The organism is Bradyrhizobium sp. CCBAU 25360 (assembly GCF_028128695.1).
GTDB lineage: Bacteria > Pseudomonadota > Alphaproteobacteria > Rhizobiales > Xanthobacteraceae > Bradyrhizobium > Bradyrhizobium ottawaense.
The window spans coordinates 277235-296680 of the sequence record NZ_LBJA01000037.1; the positions used below are offsets into that span (position 1 = coordinate 277235).

The 19446-nt window shown below is 64.7% G+C and carries 21 protein-coding genes and 1 tRNA gene; 15 read left to right on the forward strand and 7 right to left on the reverse strand.

Annotated elements, in window-relative coordinates:
• Positions 1-127 precede the first annotated feature (127 nt).
• The 8 genes from XH81_RS15600 (at position 128) to XH81_RS15635 (ending at position 9418) form a co-directional block, all read left to right on the forward strand.
• Positions 128-1285 carry a thiolase domain-containing protein gene (locus XH81_RS15600; RefSeq protein WP_028140973.1) on the forward strand — a complete coding sequence of 386 codons (1158 nt, stop codon included), beginning with the start codon at positions 128-130 and terminating at the stop codon, positions 1283-1285.
• Positions 1285-1674, forward strand: a complete 390-nt coding sequence (locus XH81_RS15605; protein ID WP_014494555.1) for a Zn-ribbon domain-containing OB-fold protein — start codon at positions 1285-1287, stop codon at positions 1672-1674. The genes XH81_RS15600 and XH81_RS15605 overlap by 1 nt, the downstream gene beginning before the upstream one ends.
• A 144-nt stretch (positions 1675-1818) precedes the next feature.
• Positions 1819-2679 (forward strand): MaoC family dehydratase, encoded by an 861-nt coding sequence (locus XH81_RS15610; RefSeq protein WP_028140972.1) that lies wholly within the window; start codon positions 1819-1821, stop codon positions 2677-2679.
• A 159-nt stretch (positions 2680-2838) separates the two neighbouring features.
• Complete coding sequence (locus tag XH81_RS15615) at positions 2839-3717, forward strand: SDR family oxidoreductase (RefSeq protein ID WP_028140971.1); 879 nt, start codon at positions 2839-2841, stop codon at positions 3715-3717.
• 123 nt (positions 3718-3840) lie between these two features.
• A complete protein-coding gene (locus XH81_RS15620; RefSeq protein ID WP_028140970.1) occupies positions 3841-4794 on the forward strand; it encodes a dihydrodipicolinate synthase family protein in 954 nt (317 codons plus the stop codon).
• A gap of 4 nt (positions 4795-4798) precedes the next feature.
• On the forward strand, positions 4799-5614 hold the full coding sequence (locus XH81_RS15625; protein ID WP_028140969.1) for an NUDIX hydrolase: 816 nt from the start codon (positions 4799-4801) through the stop codon (positions 5612-5614).
• An 80-nt stretch (positions 5615-5694) separates the two neighbouring features.
• Positions 5695-6609, forward strand: a complete 915-nt coding sequence (locus tag XH81_RS15630) for a DMT family transporter (protein ID WP_028140968.1) — start codon at positions 5695-5697, stop codon at positions 6607-6609.
• Between the two features lie 121 nt (positions 6610-6730).
• Positions 6731-9418 carry a PAS domain S-box protein gene (locus XH81_RS15635; protein WP_028140967.1) on the forward strand — a complete coding sequence of 896 codons (2688 nt, stop codon included), beginning with the start codon at positions 6731-6733 and terminating at the stop codon, positions 9416-9418.
• Positions 9419-9427: 9 nt separating this feature from the next.
• On the opposite strand, the gene XH81_RS15640 is transcribed toward XH81_RS15635, so the two are convergent.
• Both XH81_RS15640 and XH81_RS15645 read right to left on the reverse strand, forming a co-directional pair.
• Complete coding sequence (locus XH81_RS15640; RefSeq protein ID WP_028140966.1) at positions 9428-9781, reverse strand: GrlR family regulatory protein; 354 nt, start codon at positions 9779-9781, stop codon at positions 9428-9430.
• A gap of 263 nt (positions 9782-10044) precedes the next feature.
• Complete coding sequence (locus XH81_RS15645; protein ID WP_028140965.1) at positions 10045-10428, reverse strand: VOC family protein; 384 nt, start codon at positions 10426-10428, stop codon at positions 10045-10047.
• 179 nt (positions 10429-10607) lie between these two features.
• Between XH81_RS15645 and XH81_RS15650 the strand changes: the two genes are divergently transcribed.
• The 3 genes from XH81_RS15650 (at position 10608) to XH81_RS15660 (ending at position 12062) form a co-directional block, all read left to right on the forward strand.
• Positions 10608-11192 (forward strand): hypothetical protein, encoded by a 585-nt coding sequence (locus tag XH81_RS15650; RefSeq protein WP_038974948.1) that lies wholly within the window; start codon positions 10608-10610, stop codon positions 11190-11192.
• Between the two features lie 170 nt (positions 11193-11362).
• A complete protein-coding gene (locus XH81_RS15655) occupies positions 11363-11830 on the forward strand; it encodes a hypothetical protein (RefSeq protein WP_028140963.1) in 468 nt (155 codons plus the stop codon).
• Between the two features lie 155 nt (positions 11831-11985).
• A tRNA-Arg gene (locus tag XH81_RS15660) sits at positions 11986-12062 on the forward strand.
• 75 nt (positions 12063-12137) lie between these two features.
• Here XH81_RS15660 and XH81_RS15665 read toward each other — a convergent pair.
• Both XH81_RS15665 and XH81_RS15670 read right to left on the reverse strand, forming a co-directional pair.
• Positions 12138-13103 carry an AraC family transcriptional regulator gene (locus tag XH81_RS15665; protein WP_028140962.1) on the reverse strand — a complete coding sequence of 322 codons (966 nt, stop codon included), beginning with the start codon at positions 13101-13103 and terminating at the stop codon, positions 12138-12140.
• 451 nt (positions 13104-13554) lie between these two features.
• A complete protein-coding gene (locus XH81_RS15670; RefSeq protein WP_028140961.1) occupies positions 13555-13845 on the reverse strand; it encodes a hypothetical protein in 291 nt (96 codons plus the stop codon).
• Between the two features lie 311 nt (positions 13846-14156).
• Here XH81_RS15670 and XH81_RS15675 point away from each other — a divergent pair, with 311 nt between their 5' ends.
• Positions 14157-14618, forward strand: a complete 462-nt coding sequence (locus XH81_RS15675; RefSeq protein ID WP_028140960.1) for a host attachment protein — start codon at positions 14157-14159, stop codon at positions 14616-14618.
• 30 nt (positions 14619-14648) lie between these two features.
• Here XH81_RS15675 and XH81_RS15680 read toward each other — a convergent pair whose 3' ends face one another.
• Positions 14649-14912, reverse strand: a complete 264-nt coding sequence (locus tag XH81_RS15680; RefSeq protein WP_028140959.1) for a hypothetical protein — start codon at positions 14910-14912, stop codon at positions 14649-14651.
• A 302-nt stretch (positions 14913-15214) separates the two neighbouring features.
• Between XH81_RS15680 and XH81_RS15685 the strand changes: the two genes are divergently transcribed.
• The 3 genes from XH81_RS15685 to XH81_RS15695 all read left to right on the forward strand — a co-directional run bounded on the left by XH81_RS15685 (position 15215) and on the right by XH81_RS15695 (position 17474).
• A complete protein-coding gene (locus tag XH81_RS15685; RefSeq protein ID WP_028140958.1) occupies positions 15215-15661 on the forward strand; it encodes a hypothetical protein in 447 nt (148 codons plus the stop codon).
• Between the two features lie 97 nt (positions 15662-15758).
• Positions 15759-16631: a DMT family transporter gene (locus XH81_RS15690; RefSeq protein WP_028140957.1), complete on the forward strand. Its 873-nt coding sequence runs from the start codon at positions 15759-15761 to the stop codon at positions 16629-16631.
• Positions 16632-16727: 96 nt separating this feature from the next.
• Positions 16728-17474 (forward strand): hypothetical protein, encoded by a 747-nt coding sequence (locus tag XH81_RS15695; protein WP_028140956.1) that lies wholly within the window; start codon positions 16728-16730, stop codon positions 17472-17474.
• Between the two features lie 60 nt (positions 17475-17534).
• Here XH81_RS15695 and XH81_RS15700 read toward each other — a convergent pair whose 3' ends face one another.
• Positions 17535-17852 carry a hypothetical protein gene (locus XH81_RS15700; protein ID WP_049801995.1) on the reverse strand — a complete coding sequence of 106 codons (318 nt, stop codon included), beginning with the start codon at positions 17850-17852 and terminating at the stop codon, positions 17535-17537.
• A gap of 66 nt (positions 17853-17918) precedes the next feature.
• Entirely contained in the window at positions 17919-19373 is a 1455-nt protein-coding gene (locus XH81_RS15705; RefSeq protein WP_080670093.1) for a cryptochrome/photolyase family protein, read from the reverse strand.
• Positions 19374-19446 lie beyond the last annotated feature (73 nt).

Consider the following 19446-nt stretch of genomic DNA (forward strand, 5'->3'; position numbering starts at 1 on the left):
CAGAACATACCCCACTTGCGCCAGTCCGCTGCCCTCTCGCGGGGCGGAATATTTCCGCGCTTGCCAATCTGCCCAGTGCGGTTCAGAAAAACGGGGCAAATAAGAAAAGCCAGCGGAGACCTGAAGTTTGACCATCAAGGGCAAGGCCTACATTGCCGGGATCTACGAACACCCGACCCGGCATGCGCCGGACAAATCCACCGCCCAGCTCCATGCCGAGGTCGCCAAGGGCGCGATCGAGGATGCCGGGATCAGCAAGGACGACGTCGACGGCTATTTCTGCGCGGGCGATGCTCCGGGCGGCGCCTGGCCGATGGTCGATTATCTCGGCCTCAACACCAAAAAGCTCCGCCACGTCGATTCCACCGAGACCGGCGGCTGTTCCTACATCATCCATCTCGGCCACGCCGCTGAGGCGATCGCGGCAGGCAAGTGCTCGATCGCGCTGATCACGCTCGCCGGCAAGCCGCGCACCGGCGCGATGCCGCCGCGTGCGGCCGGCGCCGAGGTCGATTTCGAATCCGCTTACGGCGCGACCACGCACAATGCCTACGGCATGTGTGCCATGCGCCATATGCACGACTATGGCACCACCTCGGAGCAACTGGCTTGGATCAAGGTCGCAGCCTCCCATCACGCGCAATACAATCCGCATGCCATGCTCAAGGACGTCGTCACCGTCGAGGACGTCCTGAACTCACCGATGATCTCCGATCCCCTGCACCGCATGGATTGCTGTGTCGTCTCCGACGGCGGCGGCGCGCTGATCGTGACGACGCCGGAGATTGCCAAGAGCCTGAAGAAGCCGCTGGTCAAGCTGATCGGCCATGGCGAAGCCATGAAGGGCCCGCGCGGCGGCAAGGATCTCGATCTCACGTACTCCGCCGGCATCTGGTCCGGCCCGCGCGCCTTCGAGGAAGCCGGCATCACGCCGAAGGACATCAAATACGCCTCGATCTACGACAGCTTCACCATCACGGTGCTGATGCAGCTCGAGGATCTCGGGTTCTGCAAGAAGGGCGAGGGCGGCAAGTTCGTCGCCGACGGCAATCTGATCTCGGGCGTCGGCAAGCTGCCGTTCAACACCGATGGCGGCGGCCTCTGCAGCAACCATCCCGTCAACCGCGGCGGCATGACCAAGATCATCGAGGCCGTCAGGCAGCTGCGCGGCGAGGCGCATCCGAAGGTGCAGGTCAGGAATTGCGATCTCGCCATTGCCCACGGCACCGGCGGCCTCCTGGGCGTCCGCCACGCCGCCTCGACGGCCATTCTGGAGCGCGTGTGATGGTAGATGCAAAGAAATATCCGGCTCCGGTGACGAACCCCGAGACCGCAGCGTTCTGGGACGCAGCCAAGCAAGGCAAGTTCATGATCAAGCGCTGCACGGCGTGCGGCGAAGCGCATTACTTCCCGCGCTCGATCTGCCCGTTCTGCTACTCCGACAAGACGGTGTGGGAGGAAGCGTCGGGCGAGGGCACGATCTACACCTGGAGCCTGATGCGGAAATCGCCGACCGGGCCCTATGCCATCGGCTACGTCACGCTGAAGGAGGGGCCGTCGGTACAGACCAATTTCGTCGACTGCGATCTCGAGAAGCTGAAGATCGGTCAGAAGGTGAAGGTGGTGTTCAAGCCGACCGACGGCGCACCGCTGCCGTTCTTCACACCGGCCTAGGGCGGTCCTCATCCTGAGGAGCTTGCGAAGCAAGCGTCTCGAAGGATGGCCGCGGCAAAGAAGCGTTTCGGGCATCCTCATGGTTCGAGACGGCGCAAGAGCGCCTCCTCACCATGAGGATGAGAACCAGAGGAAACCAAAAAAATGTCCGCCAGATACGAAGAGCTCAAAGGCCTGAAGAACCTTGGCCAGAAATACGCCTACACCGACCGCGAGGTGATGCTCTATGCCTATGGCATCGGCCTCGGCGCCGATCCCATGGACGAGAAGGAGCTCGCTTTCGTCAACGAGGGCACGCTGACGCCGCGGCCGCTGAAGGTGGTACCGACGTTTGCGTCCGTCGCAGCCTGGGGCGCGGGCCCCGGCGAGATGAACCTCAACCGCGTCATGGTCGTCGACGGTGAGCGCGACATCACCTTCCACCAGCCGCTGCCGGTGGCCGCGCACATCACGGCCGACTCCTCCGTCGTCGAGGTCTACGACAAGGGCAAGGACAAGGGCGTCGTCATCGCGCACCAGACGGTGCTCAAGAACGAGAAGGGCGAGAAGCTCGCGACACTCGTCGCTTCGCGCTTTGCCCGCGGCGACGGCGGCTTCGGCGGGCCGAGCCTGACCCAGCCAGATCCGCACAAGATCCCCTCGCGCACGCCCGACAAGACGATCGACATCACCACGCGTCCCGACCAGGCGCTGGTCTATCGCCTCTGCGGCGACCGCAACCCGTTGCACAGCGATCCCGAGTTCGCCAAGAAGGCCGGCTTCCCGCGTCCGATCCTGCACGGCATGTGCACCTACGGCATCACCTGCCGCGGCGTGCTGCAGACCTATGCCGACTACGACGCCAGCGCCTTCCGCCAGCACGTCGCGCGGTTCTCCTCGCCGGTCTATCCCGGCGAGACCGTGACCATGGACCTCTGGAAGGACGGCAACACGATCTCGTTCGAAGCCAAGGTGAAGTCGCGCGGCGTCACCGTGATCAAGAACGGCAAGACGGTCTTAGGTTAGGGCAGTCTCGTGCCCCGGACGCAGCGCAGCACGCAGTGATGCGCTGCAGAGCCGGGGCCCAGAGGCGGTCGCAAAGAGCTGGTCCCGGCTCTGCGAAGCAGCGTTTCACGCTGCATCGCGTCCGGGACGCGAAACAATAAGAGCAAGGGAGAGGCCACCATGGGACTACTCGACGGCAAGGTCGCGCTGATCACCGGCGCTGGCGGCGGGCTCGGTGAGGCCTACGCGAAGCTGTTTGCGCGGGAGGGGGCCTCGGTCGTCGTCAATGACCTCGGCGGTCCCCGTGACGGCTCCGGCGCCGACAAGTCGATGGCGCAGCTCGTGGTGGACGCGATCACGGCCGAGGGCGGCAAGGCGGTCGCCAACGGCGCCGATATCTCCACCATGGAGGGCGGCCAGTCGGTGTTCGACGACGCCATCAAGCATTTCGGCCGCGCCGACATCCTCGTCAACAATGCCGGCATTTTGCGCGACCAGACCTTCGCAAAGGCCAGCGAATCCGACTGGGACAAGGTCATCAAGGTGCATCTGAAGGGCACCTTTTGTTGCACCATGCCGGTGTTTCGCTGGATGCGGGAAAATGGCGGCGGTGTCATCGTCAACACCTCCTCGACATCAGGGCTGATCGGCAATTTCGGCCAGACCAATTACGGCGCGGCCAAGGGCGGCATCTGGGGCCTGTCCAACGTGCTGGCGATCGAGGGCCGCAAATACAACATCCGGATCTGGACGCTGGCCCCGGGCGCCCTGACCCGCATGACCGCAGACCTGCCCCGCTATAAGGAGAACCCGGGGGCGGCGCTGGGGCCGGACGGCATCGCGCCGGCCGTGCTATACATGGTCAGTGACTTGTCGGGCGACCAGACCGGCAAGGTGCTGGGCGTGTCCGGGCCCCGCGGCGTGCGCGAGATGCGGATGATGGAAATGGAAGGCTGGAAACCGCCGCACACGGGCTGGAAGGCCCAGGACATCGCCGATCACGCCAAGGAGATCTTCTTCTCCGAGGAGCAGATCAAGATGGGCGCGCGGCGGTTTTAGGAGCCGTCATCCCGGGGCACGCGAAGCGTGAGCCCGGGATCCATACTCCGGATCGTGGTTATGGATTCCGGGCTCGCGACTGCGTCGCGCCCCGGAATGACAACAGAGAGAGACGAGGACTAGATGAAACTGACCGCCGACGCCAAGGGCACTTTCGCAATCGCGCCGACGCCGTTCCACGACGACGGCCGGATCGACGAGCGCTCGATCGATCGCCTGACCGATTTCTACGAGGAGGTCGGCTGCGACGGCGTCACGGTGCTGGGCATCCTCGGTGAGGCCCCCAAGCTCGACGCCGCCGAGGCCGAGCAGGTGGCGGTGCGCTTCGTCAAGCGTGCCAGGAAGATGCAGGTGATCGTTGGCGTCTCCGCGCCCGGCTTTGCCACCATGCGCTCGCTGGCCAAGGCCTCGATGGACGCCGGCGCGGCCGGCGTCATGATCGCGCCGCCGCCGAGCCTGCGTACCGACGACCAGATCGTCGGCTATTTCAAGCAGGCGGCCGAGGCGATCGGGCCGGATGTGCCCTGGGTGCTCCAGGATTATCCGCTGACCCTGTCGGTGGTGTTCACCCCCGCCGTGATCCGCAAGATCGTCATGGACAATCCGAACTGCGTGATGCTCAAGCACGAGGACTGGCCGGGGCTGGAGAAGATCACGACCCTGCGCGGCTTCCAGAAGGACGGCTCGCTCCGTCCGCTCTCGATCCTCTGCGGCAATGGCGGCACGTTCCTGGACTTCGAGATGGAGCGCGGTGCCGACGGCGCCATGACCGGTTACGCCTTCCCGGAGCTTCTGATCGACGTCGTGAACCTCTCCAAGGCCGGCAAGCGCGATGCCGCGCATGATCTGTTCGACGCGCATCTGCCGCTGATCCGCTACGAGCAGCAGCCCGGCGTCGGCCTGACCATCCGCAAATACGTGCTGCAGAAGCGCGGCATCATCGCCTCCAGCGCCCAACGCAAGCCCGGCGCGACCATCACGGCGATGGCGAAGGCGGAGGTCGAATATCTGCTGTCGCGCGTCGCCCGCGTCGACAAGCGCGCCAATCTCGGCCCGCAATCCAGCGCGGCAGGTTAGTTGGATGGCCGAAACATCAGCATCACGCCCGGCGTCGACGATCCTCCTGCTGCGCGACGGCCCCACGGTCGACGGCAAGAGCCGCGGCGAAATCGAGGTCTTCATGATGGTCCGCCATCATCAGATCGAGTTCAACTCGGGCGCGCTGGTGTTTCCCGGCGGCAGCGTCGATGCCGGCGACAACGAGATCGTTGCCCGCTCCGACCTGTATTCGGGCGGTGAAGGCCTCAGCGAGGCGGATCGCGGTTTTCGCATCGCCGCGATCCGCGAGACCTTCGAAGAGAGCGGCATCCTGCTGGCGCGGTCAAAGGGGACGGGCGCGCCTGTCGATGCCAGGCGTGCCGGCGAGATCGCCGACAAGCACCGCGTCGCGCTCAACGAGCACAAGGTCAGCTTCCTGAGCATCCTGGTCGACAACGACCTTCAGCTCGCACTCGACACGCTCGTGCCTTACGCGCACTGGATCACGCCGGAGGGCATGCCCAAGCGCTTCGACACATGGTTCTTCCTTGCCGCGGCGCCACCCGACCAGCTCGGCGCCCATGACGGAAGGGAGTCGACCGATTCGATCTGGGTCTCGCCGCGCGAGGCGGTGGAGGGCGGCGAGAGTGGCCGCTTCAAGCTGCCGTTTCCGACCACGCGCAATCTGATCCGGCTGGCGAAGCAGCGCAGCGTGAAAGACGCGCTCGACCATGCCAAGGGCATGTCGATCGTCACGGTGATGCCCGTGATGACCAAGACCGAAACCGGCCGCCAGCTCCGTATCCCCCGCGAAGCCGGCTATGACGGTGAGGTGTTCGAGGTCGGGGCGGTGGGCTAATACACTTCGACACGTAACGAACTATCTGCGACCGCAGACGCGCTAGGTTCCGTCCCTGACAACGGGACGGAGCGCGCGAAATGGACAGCCGGCAGGACACCAACATCGCCGTCGAGCTGGCGCTCCTGGTCGCGCTCGCGACGCTCTGGGGCGGCTCCTACACCTTCATCAAGCTTGGCGTCGCCACCATTCCCCCAATTACCTTGATCGCGGCGCGGACCACGATCGCGGGCCTCCTGCTGCTCGTCGTGATGTGGGCGCGCGGCATCAGGATGCCGATGGACGCAGCGGCTTGGCAGCGCTTCGCCTTCCAGGCCGTGCTCAACAGCGTCATTCCCTGGACGCTGATCGCCTGGGGCGAGCGCCTTGTCGATGCCGCGCTCGCCACCATCCTCAACTCGGCCGGACCGATCTTCACCTTCCTGCTCACGGCGGTCGTCACCCGCCACGAGGCGACAAGCCCGCGAAAGCTGTTCGGCGTGATCGCGGGCATGGCCGGCATCCTGCTGATCGTCGGCGTCGATGCCTTCCACGACATCGGCAGCGGTCTCCTCGCGGAGGCGGCCATCGTCGCCGCCACCATCTGCTACGCCTGCGCCGCGATCTTCGGCCGCAGCTTCAAGGGCCTCGACCCCATGGCACCCGCTGCCGGCTCGCTGCTGGCGGGGGCGGCGGTCCTGATTCCGGCCTCGCTCGTGGTCGAGCAGCCCTGGACGCTGTCGCCGTCGCCGAGCTCGGTGCTGGCACTGCTCGCGCTCGCCGTGTTCTCGACGGCCGCGGCGTTTGCGATCTATTTCCGCCTGATCCAGACCCTGGGCTCGGTCGGCACCACCGCGCAGGCCTATCTGCGGGTGCCGATCGGGGTCGCCATCAGCGTCGCCTTCCTCGGTGAGAGCCTGAGCCGGACTGCCTGGATCGGGCTTGCCTGCGTGGTCCTCGGCGTCGCCGCCATGACGATCCCGGCCCGGCGGCAGGCAAGCGTCAAACCGTCATAGATCGGGGAAGGGGGCTCCGCGGCCCACAATATTAAGGATAATCGGCGGCCCGAGGCATGTTTCCCCGGGGCCGCAATACGTCGTATATTGGGCCTCCAATATCCCGGTCCCTCAAAGCCCAATGTCCGCCGAATTGACGCCGACCCCTGAGAAAAAGCGAACATTCTCGCTCTCCATCGGCCAGCTCACTTTCGGCAGCTTCCTGTTGGTGCTGGCGGTGATCATCGTCACGTCGACCGCGAGCGTGATCGCGATCCGACACATCGACACCACCTTCGCCGAGCTGCAGAGGCTCCAGAGCGTCGGTGACCTCGCCGAGGACATCGATCGCCGCATGAACGAGTTGCGGCTTGCCGCGCGCGACTTCGTCACCGATCCCGGCGCCGGCATCCAGTTCAAGCAGGTCGGCGAGGCGGCCTCGACGCTCAGCGACATCCTGAAGAAGACCCGCATCGAGCTCGCGCCCGAGCAGCAGGACATGATCGACGGGGTCACCGAGCGGCTCGCGACTTATCGCAACGGCCTCGAGCGGATATCGACCCTGATCGATCGCCGCGCCCAGCTGCTCGCCGGCCTGCCGCCGCTGCGCGAACAGTTCGATGTGGCTGTCTCCGGTGCGGCCGACCGTGATCTGGCATCGCGCCTGTCGGAGGCGCAGAGCCGGATCGCGCTCGGGCTGCTCGCGCGCAACCCGTCCGCGGCCGAGCAGGCCGCACAGAACATGCGGGCCCTGAACATTGCCGATGCCCGGCTGAAATCGGCGGTGAACGATTATGCCGAGGCCATCATGGCCGTGGCCGTTCGCGAGCGGCAGATCGCCGACATCGACCGCGAGGTGCTGGGAACCGAGGGCCGGCTGATCGGCCGCGTTACCGAATTGCTGCGCGAGGTCAGTGATCGGCGCGGCCACGTGCTGTCGCGCGACTTCGCTCGGACGCTGACGGAAGCGCGATGGCAGAGCATCGTGCTCGGCACCATCGGCGTGCTGATCGGCATCGGCGCTGCCTTGTTCGTGGTGCGCAGGACGGTGCGTCCGCTCGCCCAGATCGCCCGCTCCATCCGCGCGCTTGCGGCGGGCCGGAAAGACGCCTCGATCCCGTCGGCCGACCTCGACAACGAGATCGGCGACATCGCGCGTGCAGCCGAAGTGTTCCGCCGCGCGCTGGAGGAGGCCGACACGGCGCGCGAGGCAGCGGTGCGCGCGCTCACCGAGCAGCGCCTCGCCGAAGAGAGCTACCGGAAGCTGTTCGAGGGCTCGGTCGACGGCATCTATGTGACGACGCCGGCCGGCGATCTGCTCAACGCCAATCCGGCGCTGGCGCGGATGATGGGCTATGACAGCCCGCAGCACCTCATCGACAGCATCAACGACATCGCCCACACCATCTACGTCCATCCCGAGGCACGCGTCGAATACCAGCGGCTGATGGCACGCGACGGCATGGTGCGTGAGTTCGAGTACCAGGTGCGCCAGCGCAGCGGCGACATCCTGTGGCTCTCGGACAGCGCCACCGGCGTGCGGGACGAAGCGGGCAACATCGTCCGTTACGAGGGCACGCTGCGCGACATCACCGACCAGAAGCGGGCGGAAGACGCCATCGCCGAAGGCCGGCGCCTGCTCCAGCAGGTCATCGACACCGTGCCGGCGGTGATCAACGTCAAGGACCGCGACCTGCGCTATGTGCTGATGAACCGCTATATGGCCGGCATCTTCGGCATCGAACCCGGCGACGCGCTCGGCCGCACCACGGCCGACCTGATGTCGCGCTACGGCGCGGCCAAGACCGACGAGAACGACAAGCGCGTGCTCAGCATCCGCAAGGGGCTCGGCTTCTATGAGGAGGAGTACAAGGACTCCGCCGGCAACATGCGGCAATGGCTGGTCAACAAGCTGCCGCTGCTCGATGCCGAGGGCGAGATCGAGCGGATCGTCACCGTCGCGCTCGACATCGGCGAGCGCAAGCGCGGTGAGCAGGAGATGCGCAAGGCCAAGGAGTCCGCCGAGACCGCGCTGCGCAATCTGCGCGAGACCCAGGCCTCGCTGATCGAGGCGGAGAAGCTCGCCGCGCTCGGACGCCTCGTCGCCGGCGTCGCCCACGAGGTCAACAATCCCGTCGGCATCAGCCTCACGGTCGCCTCCGCGCTGGAGCGCAAGACCGCGATGTTCACCTCCGAGGTCGAGCGCGGCGAGTTGCGCCGCTCCACGCTCAACGACTTCCTCAACACCAGCCGCGATGCATCCTCGCAGCTCGTCTCCAATCTCAATCGCGCCGCCGAGCTGATCCAGTCGTTCAAGCAGGTCGCCGCCGATCGCAACTATTCGGATCAGCGCAGCTTCGATCTCGGCGACCTCACCGAGCAGGTGGTGATGAGTCTGAGGCCGGGCCTGCGCAAGCACAATCTGACGCTCAATGTCGAGTGCCAGCCCGATCTCACCATGAATAGCTATCCGGGCCCGTACGGCCAGGTGCTGACCAATCTGTTTCTCAATTCGGTGGCGCACGCCTTCCCGGACGGCCGGCCGGGAACCATCGACATCCAGGTCCGCGAGTCCGGCAAGGACAATGTCGAGATCATCTTCTCGGACAATGGTTGCGGCATGTCACTCGACGTCCGACGCCGTGCCTTCGATCCGTTCTTCACGACGCGGCGCGACCAGGGCGGCACCGGTCTTGGATTGCACATCGTCTACAGCATCGTCACCAACCGGCTCGGCGGGCGGCTCGATCTCGATTCCGAACCGGGCAGTGGCACCCGCATCCAGATCATCCTGCCGCGCACGGCGCCGCTGGAGCAGGCTGCGGAATAGCTCGTGCGTCTAGTCGAAGTCGGCGAGCTTGTGCAGCGTCGCGCCAAAGATCTGGCTGGCCTTGCCGACGAGAGCCGTGCCCGTCATCTCCGCGCGCGTGTCCGTGAAGGTGCCGCTGAGGCCGATTCCGACGGGGGCAGGGCCGCCGAACAGCGGATTGTCGTCGCCCCGCGGCGAGGTGTGTCGTTGCACCAGCACTTCGCCTTTGAAGGTGTTGTTGTCCTTCACCACGTAGCTGCCGGTGTAATAGAGGTAGGCATCGCCGCCAAGGATCTTGCCGTCGCGAAAAAGGATCACGCCGCTGCCCTTGCCGGCTCGACCATCGAGCAGGGTCACGTGAATCGAATAGAGACCGTTTTTCATAACGTCCCGCAGGCCGGCCGCCATCGCCCAATGGCGTAACCGGTCCCGCTTTTATGCCAAAGCGCATTCTCTCGCGCAACGCGGCAGTTTGCCGGCCGGCCACGGGAAGTTGCCGCCGCGAGCCGTAGTTGTTCCGGCTTGTGAGTGACGCCGTCATGACGGTCTGATGACGGGGCGAGGCCGGCCGCCTGCGAATCAGGGTTGGCCCGCGAAATGCATGACAAACGTTGCACTGGACGCGGAGTGCTGGAGCTTGCGCCGGATCAGGTATATTTCTTGTCGCGCTCAAGCAGCTCGATGGAGATGCCTTCGGGGCCGCGGATGAAGCAGATGCGCACGCCGGGCCGGATCGTGGTCGGCTCGCGCGTGAACGTGACGCCCTTGGCCTTGATCTCGGCTGCAACGGCATCGATGTCCTTCACCGTCAGGCCAAAATGGTCGAGACCCTGATGCGGGTGCGGAGGCGGCGGGTTGACGGCGTTGTCGCCCTCGAGCGGTGCGATGAAGATCCTGGCGCCGCCAAGGTTCACGTCGATCCGTCCCGGCGCATGCACGATCTCGCCACCGAGGATGTCCCGCAGCCAGGCCGCCGTGGCCTCCGGATCGGGGCTGCGCAGATGGACGTGATCCCAAGTGACGACTGGCATTTCAATTCTCCCAACGGGCCTTCGCGATGTTGCTGCGCATGTTAGCGGCCGTGGGCGGTGATCGCCACCGTCCCTGCCGATTCGCAACTGCGCGGGAACCTTAGTTCCTCTTCCGGATTAAGGTAAGCAGTGGCCGGTCCGTCGTTGCATGGGCATTGGCCGCGATCGGTGATGCAACCATGAACGCCAGGCTCGACCGGATCGGATTGGGGCGCTTCGCCGGGACCGGCGAACGAGTGGCGCGGGCCGTGACGATCGCGAGCGTCTCATTTGGTCGGAGCCTTCTGTGGCTGCTGGCGGCCATCATTGTCGGCTGCGGCGTCTGGATGCTGCTGCCTCCGTCCAAGGGCAATAGTGCTGAGCCGTTGAAGGCGGAGCTGGCGGTCGTCGAGCCGGCTCCTCCGGGCGATACGGCCGTGGCGGCGTCGCCGGTCTCGGAAGCCCAGGCACCGGCCAAGTCACCTGCCGCGGCAGAACTCGATCGTCTCAGGATTTCATCGCAGACCTGGCGCCGCGGCGGCCTTGGCTCGAGAGCCCTGGTGACGTTCACGCTGCGAAACGACAATGACTATGCCGTAAAGGATGTCGAGATCGTCTGCGCCTTTACGCGGCGCGACGGCAGTCATCTCACCAACCGCAGTCGCGTGCTGGCGGATCCGGTCAGCATGAAGAGCCGCAAGACCTTTGCGCATATCCCGGTCGGCTTCATCAACGTGAATGCCGATCAGGCGAAATGCTCGCTGGTTGCAGCACGCCGTGCTTAACGGCGGCATGTTCCGGTAGCGGAAAAGTTACCCTCCTTGGTCCTTGCTGGCCCTTGGCGAAAAAACCTCGCATCGCCATTTGAACCGAACGGCTGGGCCAGGAACCAAATAAGAGATCGCCTGTTGAGGCGGAGAGCCCACGCGGGGATGCGGGGGGCGGAGCGCGGCCAATGCCCATCTTTCGGTATTTCGTCTTTGTCGGTGGAGCTTTGCTCGCTCTGCTGTTCGCGGTGAATTTCGCTTTCCCGGTGGCGCCTGTGGCACAAGCCGTTGCGACCGCGAGCAACGATCAGCCCCTGATCCGAATCCGGTCCGATCGGCACCTGCCTGAGCGCGTCGTCCTCGACACCAGTCAGCCGACGATTGCTGCACCCGCGGTGAAGACCGCCGCGGTTGTGGCTCCCCAGCCGCCCGTGCAGGAGGCCCAGTCGGCGGCCTTGGCCGAGCTGTCAGCCAAGGCGCGGGTGCGCGAGACCTTCGCCCAGTTCACGCCGGCCGCGAAGACCGATACTGCCGCCAAGGCTCCGGTTCAGCCCAAGCGCAAGGTCGCCAGGGCCCATCCGGCGCCGCAGCAGGGACGACCGGTGATGCTGGTTGCCCAGCAGCCGCATTTCGGGCTCTTCAACACGACCTGGTGACAGCCGCCTTCGATCCGTCTCGAAACGAGGCGGGGGCTTTTTATTGGTCGGCCTCTCTGCTAATTCGAACCCATCCGAACCGCCGTCCGATGTGCTGGCTCGTCAGCCGCCGGTCCGGCAAGTCTCGGTTTGTGGTCCGGTACCTCCGGGCCAGGGCGCTCGTAGCTCAGCTGGATAGAGCATCGGATTTCGATTCCGAGGGTCGGGAGTTCGAATCTCTCCGAGCGCGCCACTCCTCCTTGGCGTTCCAGATATGTTCCAGAACGGCGCTGATGCCGCGCACCGTCGCAAGGGCTTGCTGCGTCGGTCAGGCTGGCGGGGTACGGCTGTGCCGGCCGCGTGCCAGCGTGTCGGACGGGGCCTCGTGGAACGTCGCGCGGTATGCTGCGGCAAATTCACCGAGATGATGGAAGCCCTGCGCGCGCGCACACGTGGCGACGGTGGCGCCGCCGCCCTTGAGCAGACGGGCGCGGGTCGCCCACAGCCGCTTGAGGCGAATGTACTGATGCAGGCTCATGCCACGCACCTTGCTGACTGCGCCGCCGAGGGTGCGGATCGAGACGCCGAACTCACCGGCGAGATCGGCGGTATAGATCGGCACGGTCGGATGGGCTGCGACGTAATCGTCGATGCGCTGCACGAGCTTGATCGAACGCTCGCCCTGGACCGAGGCGCTCCGATCCGACATCGAATCGATCCGAAACAGATCGTCGAGTGCGAGCAGCAGGCCCTCCTGCAGATGGGCCGCCGCCTCGGTGGTCTCGAACAGGAGCGGCTGCATTGACGCGGTTCGCAGGATGTCGAGCAGGAGTTGCCGCGTGTGGAGCAGGGCGGGCCGGTTCGCGGCATGAGCCCGCAAATCGTCGGCGTGATCGAACCAGCCCCGGTCTTTGAGCTCGGGGGAGAAGATGATCATTGCATGATGATTGGTCTGAGGCTCGACGAAGTGGCATTCATCGTTGCCGCGGAGCGTCACGAAGAAGCGCGCGTCGAGATCCAGGCCCTTGAAGTTGACCTGGAGGTCGTCGGTCATGGACAGGATCACCATCCCGCCCGGCATCCGATAGGCGGTGTCGAGGATGCGCGCGAACGATCTCATCAGGATGATGCGGCACGCCGGCAGGGAGACGACGGCGCGGGCCGCGGCGAAGTTCGGAATGTCGAGCGGAATGCTTCTGGCGTCCTCCATCGTCTCGATCGGCCGAAACGCATCGACGTCGGCAAAGCCGATCAGTTGAAGAGCGGAGGACGGAGCGAGGGCGTCGAACAACATGGTCTGGCCGGCTGCTGAAATGTGACAATCAAATGAACGTCGATACACCGCCATCAATGGCGAAACATCGCGTTTCAGTAAACCGAATTTCAGGCCGTAGTATTGCGGACATCATGCCATGACGTCCGTCCAGATCGATGTGGCCGTCAACGTTCCCGGCTCATCGGCTGGCCGGAGGCGAGGTCGATGAAATGCAGCCGCGTGCAGGCGGGACAGGCGAAGGATGCAAAGCTCCGTCTCTCCTGCCTCAGCTGCTTCTCAAGATCCGTCTGTACGTTCATGCCCGTCTGGGGGCATCGAAAAACGATCAAGTCCGCCATCACCGTAGAATGACGGTGCGTGCCGATTTCATCCTTGATCTAGATCAGTTTTGGAATCGATCCAGGCTGGTGATGACCGCGCAAGGAATGATCTCGCAAAAGCGAAGGGGCCCCGAGGGCCCCTTCAGATGTCACCAGCGGCGATAGCGTGGGCCATAATAGCGTGGACCGTAACCGTAATAGCGCGGCCCATAATACCGGGGGCCGTAATACGGCCGGGGCCCGTAATACCCATAGTAGTTCGGACGCCAGAAGCAGCGCCCCCAGGCGTCGCAGACCATGCGGACCTGCTCGATGCCGGAGGCCCGCGGCGTCGCAGGCGCGGGCGCGATGGGCATGGCAGACGCCGCCGGCGATGTCGCCAAAGCGCCAAACATGGCGCCGAACAGGGCTGCGGCGACGAGGCCGATCTTGAGATTCATGATGTCTTCCTCCGCTGACGCGATCCAGGATATCGAAGTTGTTCTGATCAAATTGTGGCGGAACCGAAATGTAATGCTGATGAACAAATCTTCAGCCGGTCCGCCGCAGGCCTGACCTCGACCCCGCCAGACTATCCCAGGTTCGCGCGAGTGACCAATGCTGCGGCCCGCGCTGCGATGGCCCCGCAGGACATCGATGCGGTTCTTGATCCTGCGCAATTCGCCGTCGGGGCTTCGTTCGTAGTCTTGTCGCGTGGCCAGTCCTTCGACCAATTCGGAGAGCCGGCTCACAGGTTGCTTGGAGCTGTGCAATGGACAAGATGAGATTAGACAAGGGCGGCTGGCTGGTCGTGTGCGATGGGCGCAAGGCGCTCATTCTGGAAAACCTCGGCGACGAGATGTTTCCGAACCTTCACACCAGGGAGGTGCACGAGCAGCCCAATCCCATGACCAGCGCGCAAGGGAGCGACGCGCCGGGTCGCCTGCATGCCGCTGCCGGCGGCCTGCGCAGCTCGGCCGAGCAGACCGATTGGCACGATGAGGCCGAGCGCGCCTTCCTGCGCAGCCTTGCCGGCCGGCTCGATGCCGCCGTCAGCTCCGGCGAGACCACGGCCCTGACCATGGTGGCCTCACCGCGCGCGCTCGGGATGATCCGCGCCGATTATTCGGACGTCATGCGCAAGGCGCTGCGGGGCGAGGTCGGCAAGGACCTCGTCAAGCTGCCGGTCTACGAGATCGAGAAGCAATTGCTGCTGTCGGGCGCCGCCAAATAGAGGCGCCCGCAGAGGCCGCGCCAGCGCCCCTCAGTAGCAGGGGTGCCGGCGGCGGTCCTGGCCGACATAGGCGGCCGCGCTCTGGTAGCAATGATTGGTCGACGGGCCGTCGTAAAAGGCGAAGGTACCGGGGGTGATGCCGGGGCCGTAATTGTGCAGATAGCTGATCGGGTAGGGCAGCGGATTGGCGTAATGGCGGTGGTGCCGGTGATGTCCCCGCGCCTCCGCGAGGCCAGGGGCTAGGATTGCGGCCGACAGGGCAGCAACCGCGGCTACAAGCGTCAACTTGCTCATCTCGATTCTCCGGAACCCGCACGAAGTGGTCAGCCATCTATAGCCACTTCGCACCTCCAGGGCACCCGTCCGGCGCCCGGAAATCGGGGCTAATCCCTCAGATTCCCGGGTGGGTGTGACAGAATTGCCCGACATGCGGTCGAAGGCTGCCCATTTTTGGCCTTTTCGGGATGCTTAACGAATTCCCCACACAAGTATGACCAAAGACTATTCGGTTAAGAATCCTGTTGCCGGCCTAGGGGCTCATTTCGCGGGTCCTTCGAAGCCGGTTCATTCCTGAAGGCTTTCGCCGTCACGCCGCCATGCGCATCACGCTTCTGAGCCTGCTGTTGCTCTCCATCGCCGCCGCCACGCCGGCGCGGGCCGAACTGCATATCACCCGCGACCACGGCGGCTATGTCGAGGAATACAAGACCAAGTACAAGCGCGTCCGCGAGAAGGGCGAGCGCGTCATCATCGACGGCATCTGCAACTCGGCCTGCACGCTGGTGCTCGGTATGGTGCCGATGAACAAGATCTGCGTGACGCCGCGGGCAAGCCTCGGCTTCCACCAGGCCTATTACGACAAGGCCTTCACCTTCGGCATCAAGGTCACCAGCTCCGAGGGCACGTCCGACCTGATGTCCTACTACCCCGACAAGGTGAAGGACTGGATCCGCCGCAATGGCGGGCTCACCACCGACATGAAGAAGATCAAGAACGGCGTCGAGCTCTGGAAGATCATCGACCCCTGTCCGGAAGAATGGTGAGCGGCTGAACTGAGCCGCCATCGTCCGTCGCAGCGCAGCATCGTCCGCACGAAATTCGCATTGCCGCATAGCCCCCGGTGGGGCAATGAGGGCGGCAATGAACCATAATCAAGAAGCCCTGACCGCCCGCACCGCGCCGATCCTGTTCGTCCTGCTCTGGAGCACCGGATTCATCGGCACCAAATACGTCGTCAACAATGCCGATCCCTTGACCTATCTCGCCATCCGCATGGCGATCGTGGTCGGCCTGATGGCGATCATCGCGGCGATCGCGCGGCCGAAATGGCCTGACAGCACCGGCATCGCGCACAGCGCGGTCGCCGGCATTCTCGTCCACGGCTTCTATCTCGGCGGCACCGCGATCGCGATCGCGCATTCGATTCCGGCCGGGCTCTCCGCGCTGATTCCGGGCCTGCAGCCGATCCTGACCTCGACCATCGCCAACCGCTGGCTCGGCGAGAAGGTGACGCCGGTGCAATGGGCCGGGTTCGTGCTCGGCCTCGGCGGCGTGGTGATGATCCTGCACAACCGTCCCATGACCGGTGAAGCCGGTCTCGGCTGGCTTGCCTCGGTCGTCTCCCTGATCAGCATCACGCTCGGCACGCTCTATCAGCGCCGCTACTGCAACCAGATCGACTGGCGCTCAGGCAATCTCGTGCAATATGTGTCCGTCACCATCTTCTTCGCGATCGGGGCCTTCCTGTTCGAAGACCGCGTGGTGCACTGGACGCGGGAGTTCATGCTCGCGCTCGGCTGGCTCGCGGTCGCGCTCTCGATCGGATCGATCGGGCTATTGTACTGGCTGATCCGCCACGCTGCGGCGACCTCGGTCGCGAGCCTGTTCTATCTGGTGCCCGCCGTGACCGCGCTGATGGCTTATCTGCTGTTCGGAGAGAAGCTCGACGCGCTGGCGATTGCCGGCATGGGGATGTGCGCGGCCGCCGTGTTCGTCGTCAACAGGCGCTTCTAGGCGGATGGAGCGGGCGACGGGATACATCCCTGACGTGCGCGGCAGGTCCGTGTTAGGCTGAACGCATTTCAGTTTCACATTCACACGGTGATTTCCATGAAGAAGGCGAGGCGCGCGCTGCTCGGCAGATCGTTGAAGCCGGTCCGGATTGCCTGCATCAACTACGCGGAGGAGATGATGAGCGACCGGATGATGGCCAAGCTCACAGCCGCGCTCCAGAAATGCTACGACGAGCATTTCCTCCCCGTCTGGGGCTACCCGGTCGATCTCGACGTCACCCGCAAGCCGAAGCCGACGGACTGGCAGCTCGTCTATTTCGACGACGCCAGCCACAAGAACTTCCTCGGACGGCACGAGCTGACGCATCGGGGACAGCCGATCTCGAAGATATTCCTGAAGGCGCTGGGTGAGGACGATCCCGTCAGCCTGGCGGCATCGCACGAGCTGTTCGAGATGGTGCTGGACCCCATGGCCAATCTGTGGGCCGACAGGACCCGCCACACCCAATATGCCTACGAGGTCTGCGACGCCGTGGAGGAGGACTCTTTCCTCGTCAACGGCTTCCCGATGTCGAACTTTGTCTATCCGTCCTGGTTCGAGCCCTTCGAGCATCCCCGCGGCACCAAATTCGACCACATGGGATCGCTCAAGGCGCCGTTCTCGATGACCGAGGGTGGCTACGTCATCAAGAAGGTCAACGGCAGGCGGATGATCAAGCAGTTCGGCTCACCGGAAAAGCGGCGGCGCTTCAAGGCCGAGGACCGCCGCGGTCATCGCAGCGAATTCCGTGATCCGAAGGGAGAGCATCACCCTGGCCGGCGCGCATCCAAGCCGCGAGGGTAGGGTATCCCAGCTGCTGTCTCCGGGCGCGCCCGCACCCGGAGACCTGCTCGAGCGCCCCGATCAGCGCTTGGCCTTCCGAGCCTTCTTTTTCGACTTGGCGGTTTTCTTGGCCGCTTTCTTGGCGGCCTTCTTTGCAGTTTTCTTGGTCGCTTTCTTGACCGCTTTCTTCGACGACTTCTTTGCAGCCTTCTTCGAACTCTTCTTCGAGGCTTTCTTGGCCTTCTTCTTGGAAGCCTTCTTCGGCGCTACTTTCTTCGCGACCTTCTTGGCGGCTTTCCTGACCTTCTTGACGGCGATGACCGCCGCGTCCTTGGTCGCTTCCACGGCTGTGGTGATCGTCTCCATCGCCTGTTCGGTGATCGGCTTATCGTCGTCCATATCGTCCCCCGCGGTTTGATTGGCGCGATGACGATAGCGGGTTTCGAAATTGTGTCAAAGCGGCGCTCAACTTCTGCGGATCTTTGCGTAGGCGGCGAGTGCACGCTCGCGCCCTTTGGCATGATCGACGATCGGCTGCGGATAGGTCTTGCCGAGCGTGATGCCCGCGCTCGCAAGCTCGATCGGCGTGGCCTGCCAGGGCCGATGGATCAGCTTGGTTGGCATGTCCTTCAACTCCGGTACCCAGCGCCGAACGTAGGTTCCATCCGGATCGAACTTCTCGCCCTGGAGCTGCGGGTTGAACACGCGGAAATAGGGCGCGGCGTCGGCGCCGCAGCCGGCGACCCATTGCCAGTTGGCGGGATTGCTGCCGGCATCCGCGTCGACCAGCGTGTCCCAGAACCAGGCTTCGCCCTCGCGCCAGTCGATCAAGAGGTGCTTGACCAGGAACGACGCCACCACCATCCGCACCCGGTTGTGCATCACGCCGGTGTGCCAGAGCTCGCGGAGGCCGGCGTCGACGATGGGGTACCCGGTGTGCCCGCGCTGCCAGGCCGCAAGCGCCTTCTTGTCGCCCTTCCAGGGGAAGCCGTCGAAGCTCGTTTGCAGGTTGTCGGTGCCGAGGTCGGGATGGTCGTGGAGCAGGTGACGGCAGAATTCGCGCCAGCCGAGCTCGCTCAGGAACTTTTCGATGCCGGGCCCGAGTACCGGATCTTCGTCCGCGGCAAACCGTGCGGCATGCCAGACCTGGCGCGGGCTGAGCTCGCCGAAGCGCAGATGCGGCGACAGGCTTGAGGTGCCCTCTCGATCCGGGCGGTCGCGATCGCCGACATAGCGGCGCGCGGTGTGCTTGAGGAAGTCGCGCAGGCGTGTCCGCGCGGAGGCTTCGCCCGGGGTCCATGTCTTGCGCAGGCCGCCCGCCCAATCGGGCCTGGTCGGCTCGAGCTTCCAGCTTTCAAGTCGATCGCTGGCGATCTTTGGACCAGGGCGCAGCTGCTTCGGCGCGGGCAAGGGCTTTGGCGGATCGACGAGCGACAGCACCCGCCGCCAGAACGGCGTGAATACGCGCAAGCCCCGGCCTTCCTTGTTGCGGATCGCCGAGGGCTGGACGAGGAGGTCGCCGGGGAAGCTTTGCGAGTCGATGCCGAGCTTTGCCAGTGCGGCTTCGAGCTGCCTCTCAACTGCCTGATGCGGCGCCTGCGCAATTCCATTCCAGTGGACGGCGCGGGCACCGCTTTCGCGGGCCAATTCGGCGACGACCTTGGCCGCCGGTCCCCTGCGCAGGACGAGCGATCCACCGCGCGTGGCAATCTCGGCGCCAAGCGCCCGCAACGATTGCGCCAGCCACCAGCGCGCTGCGCTGCCCGGCGGGCGCCCGGCGGCCTCGTCGAGCACATAGAGGCAGACCACCGGCGCACCGGCTTTCACGGCAGCATGGAGGGCGGGATGGTCGGACAGACGAAGGTCATCGCGAAACCAGACGATGACAGGCGCGCTCGGCGTGGTCAGGGGCGTCCTCATTTACGATTTGGAAACCATGCCGCGCGCGGCGATGTGAACTGTCGTTAATGCGGCCGTAAGCCGACTGCACGAA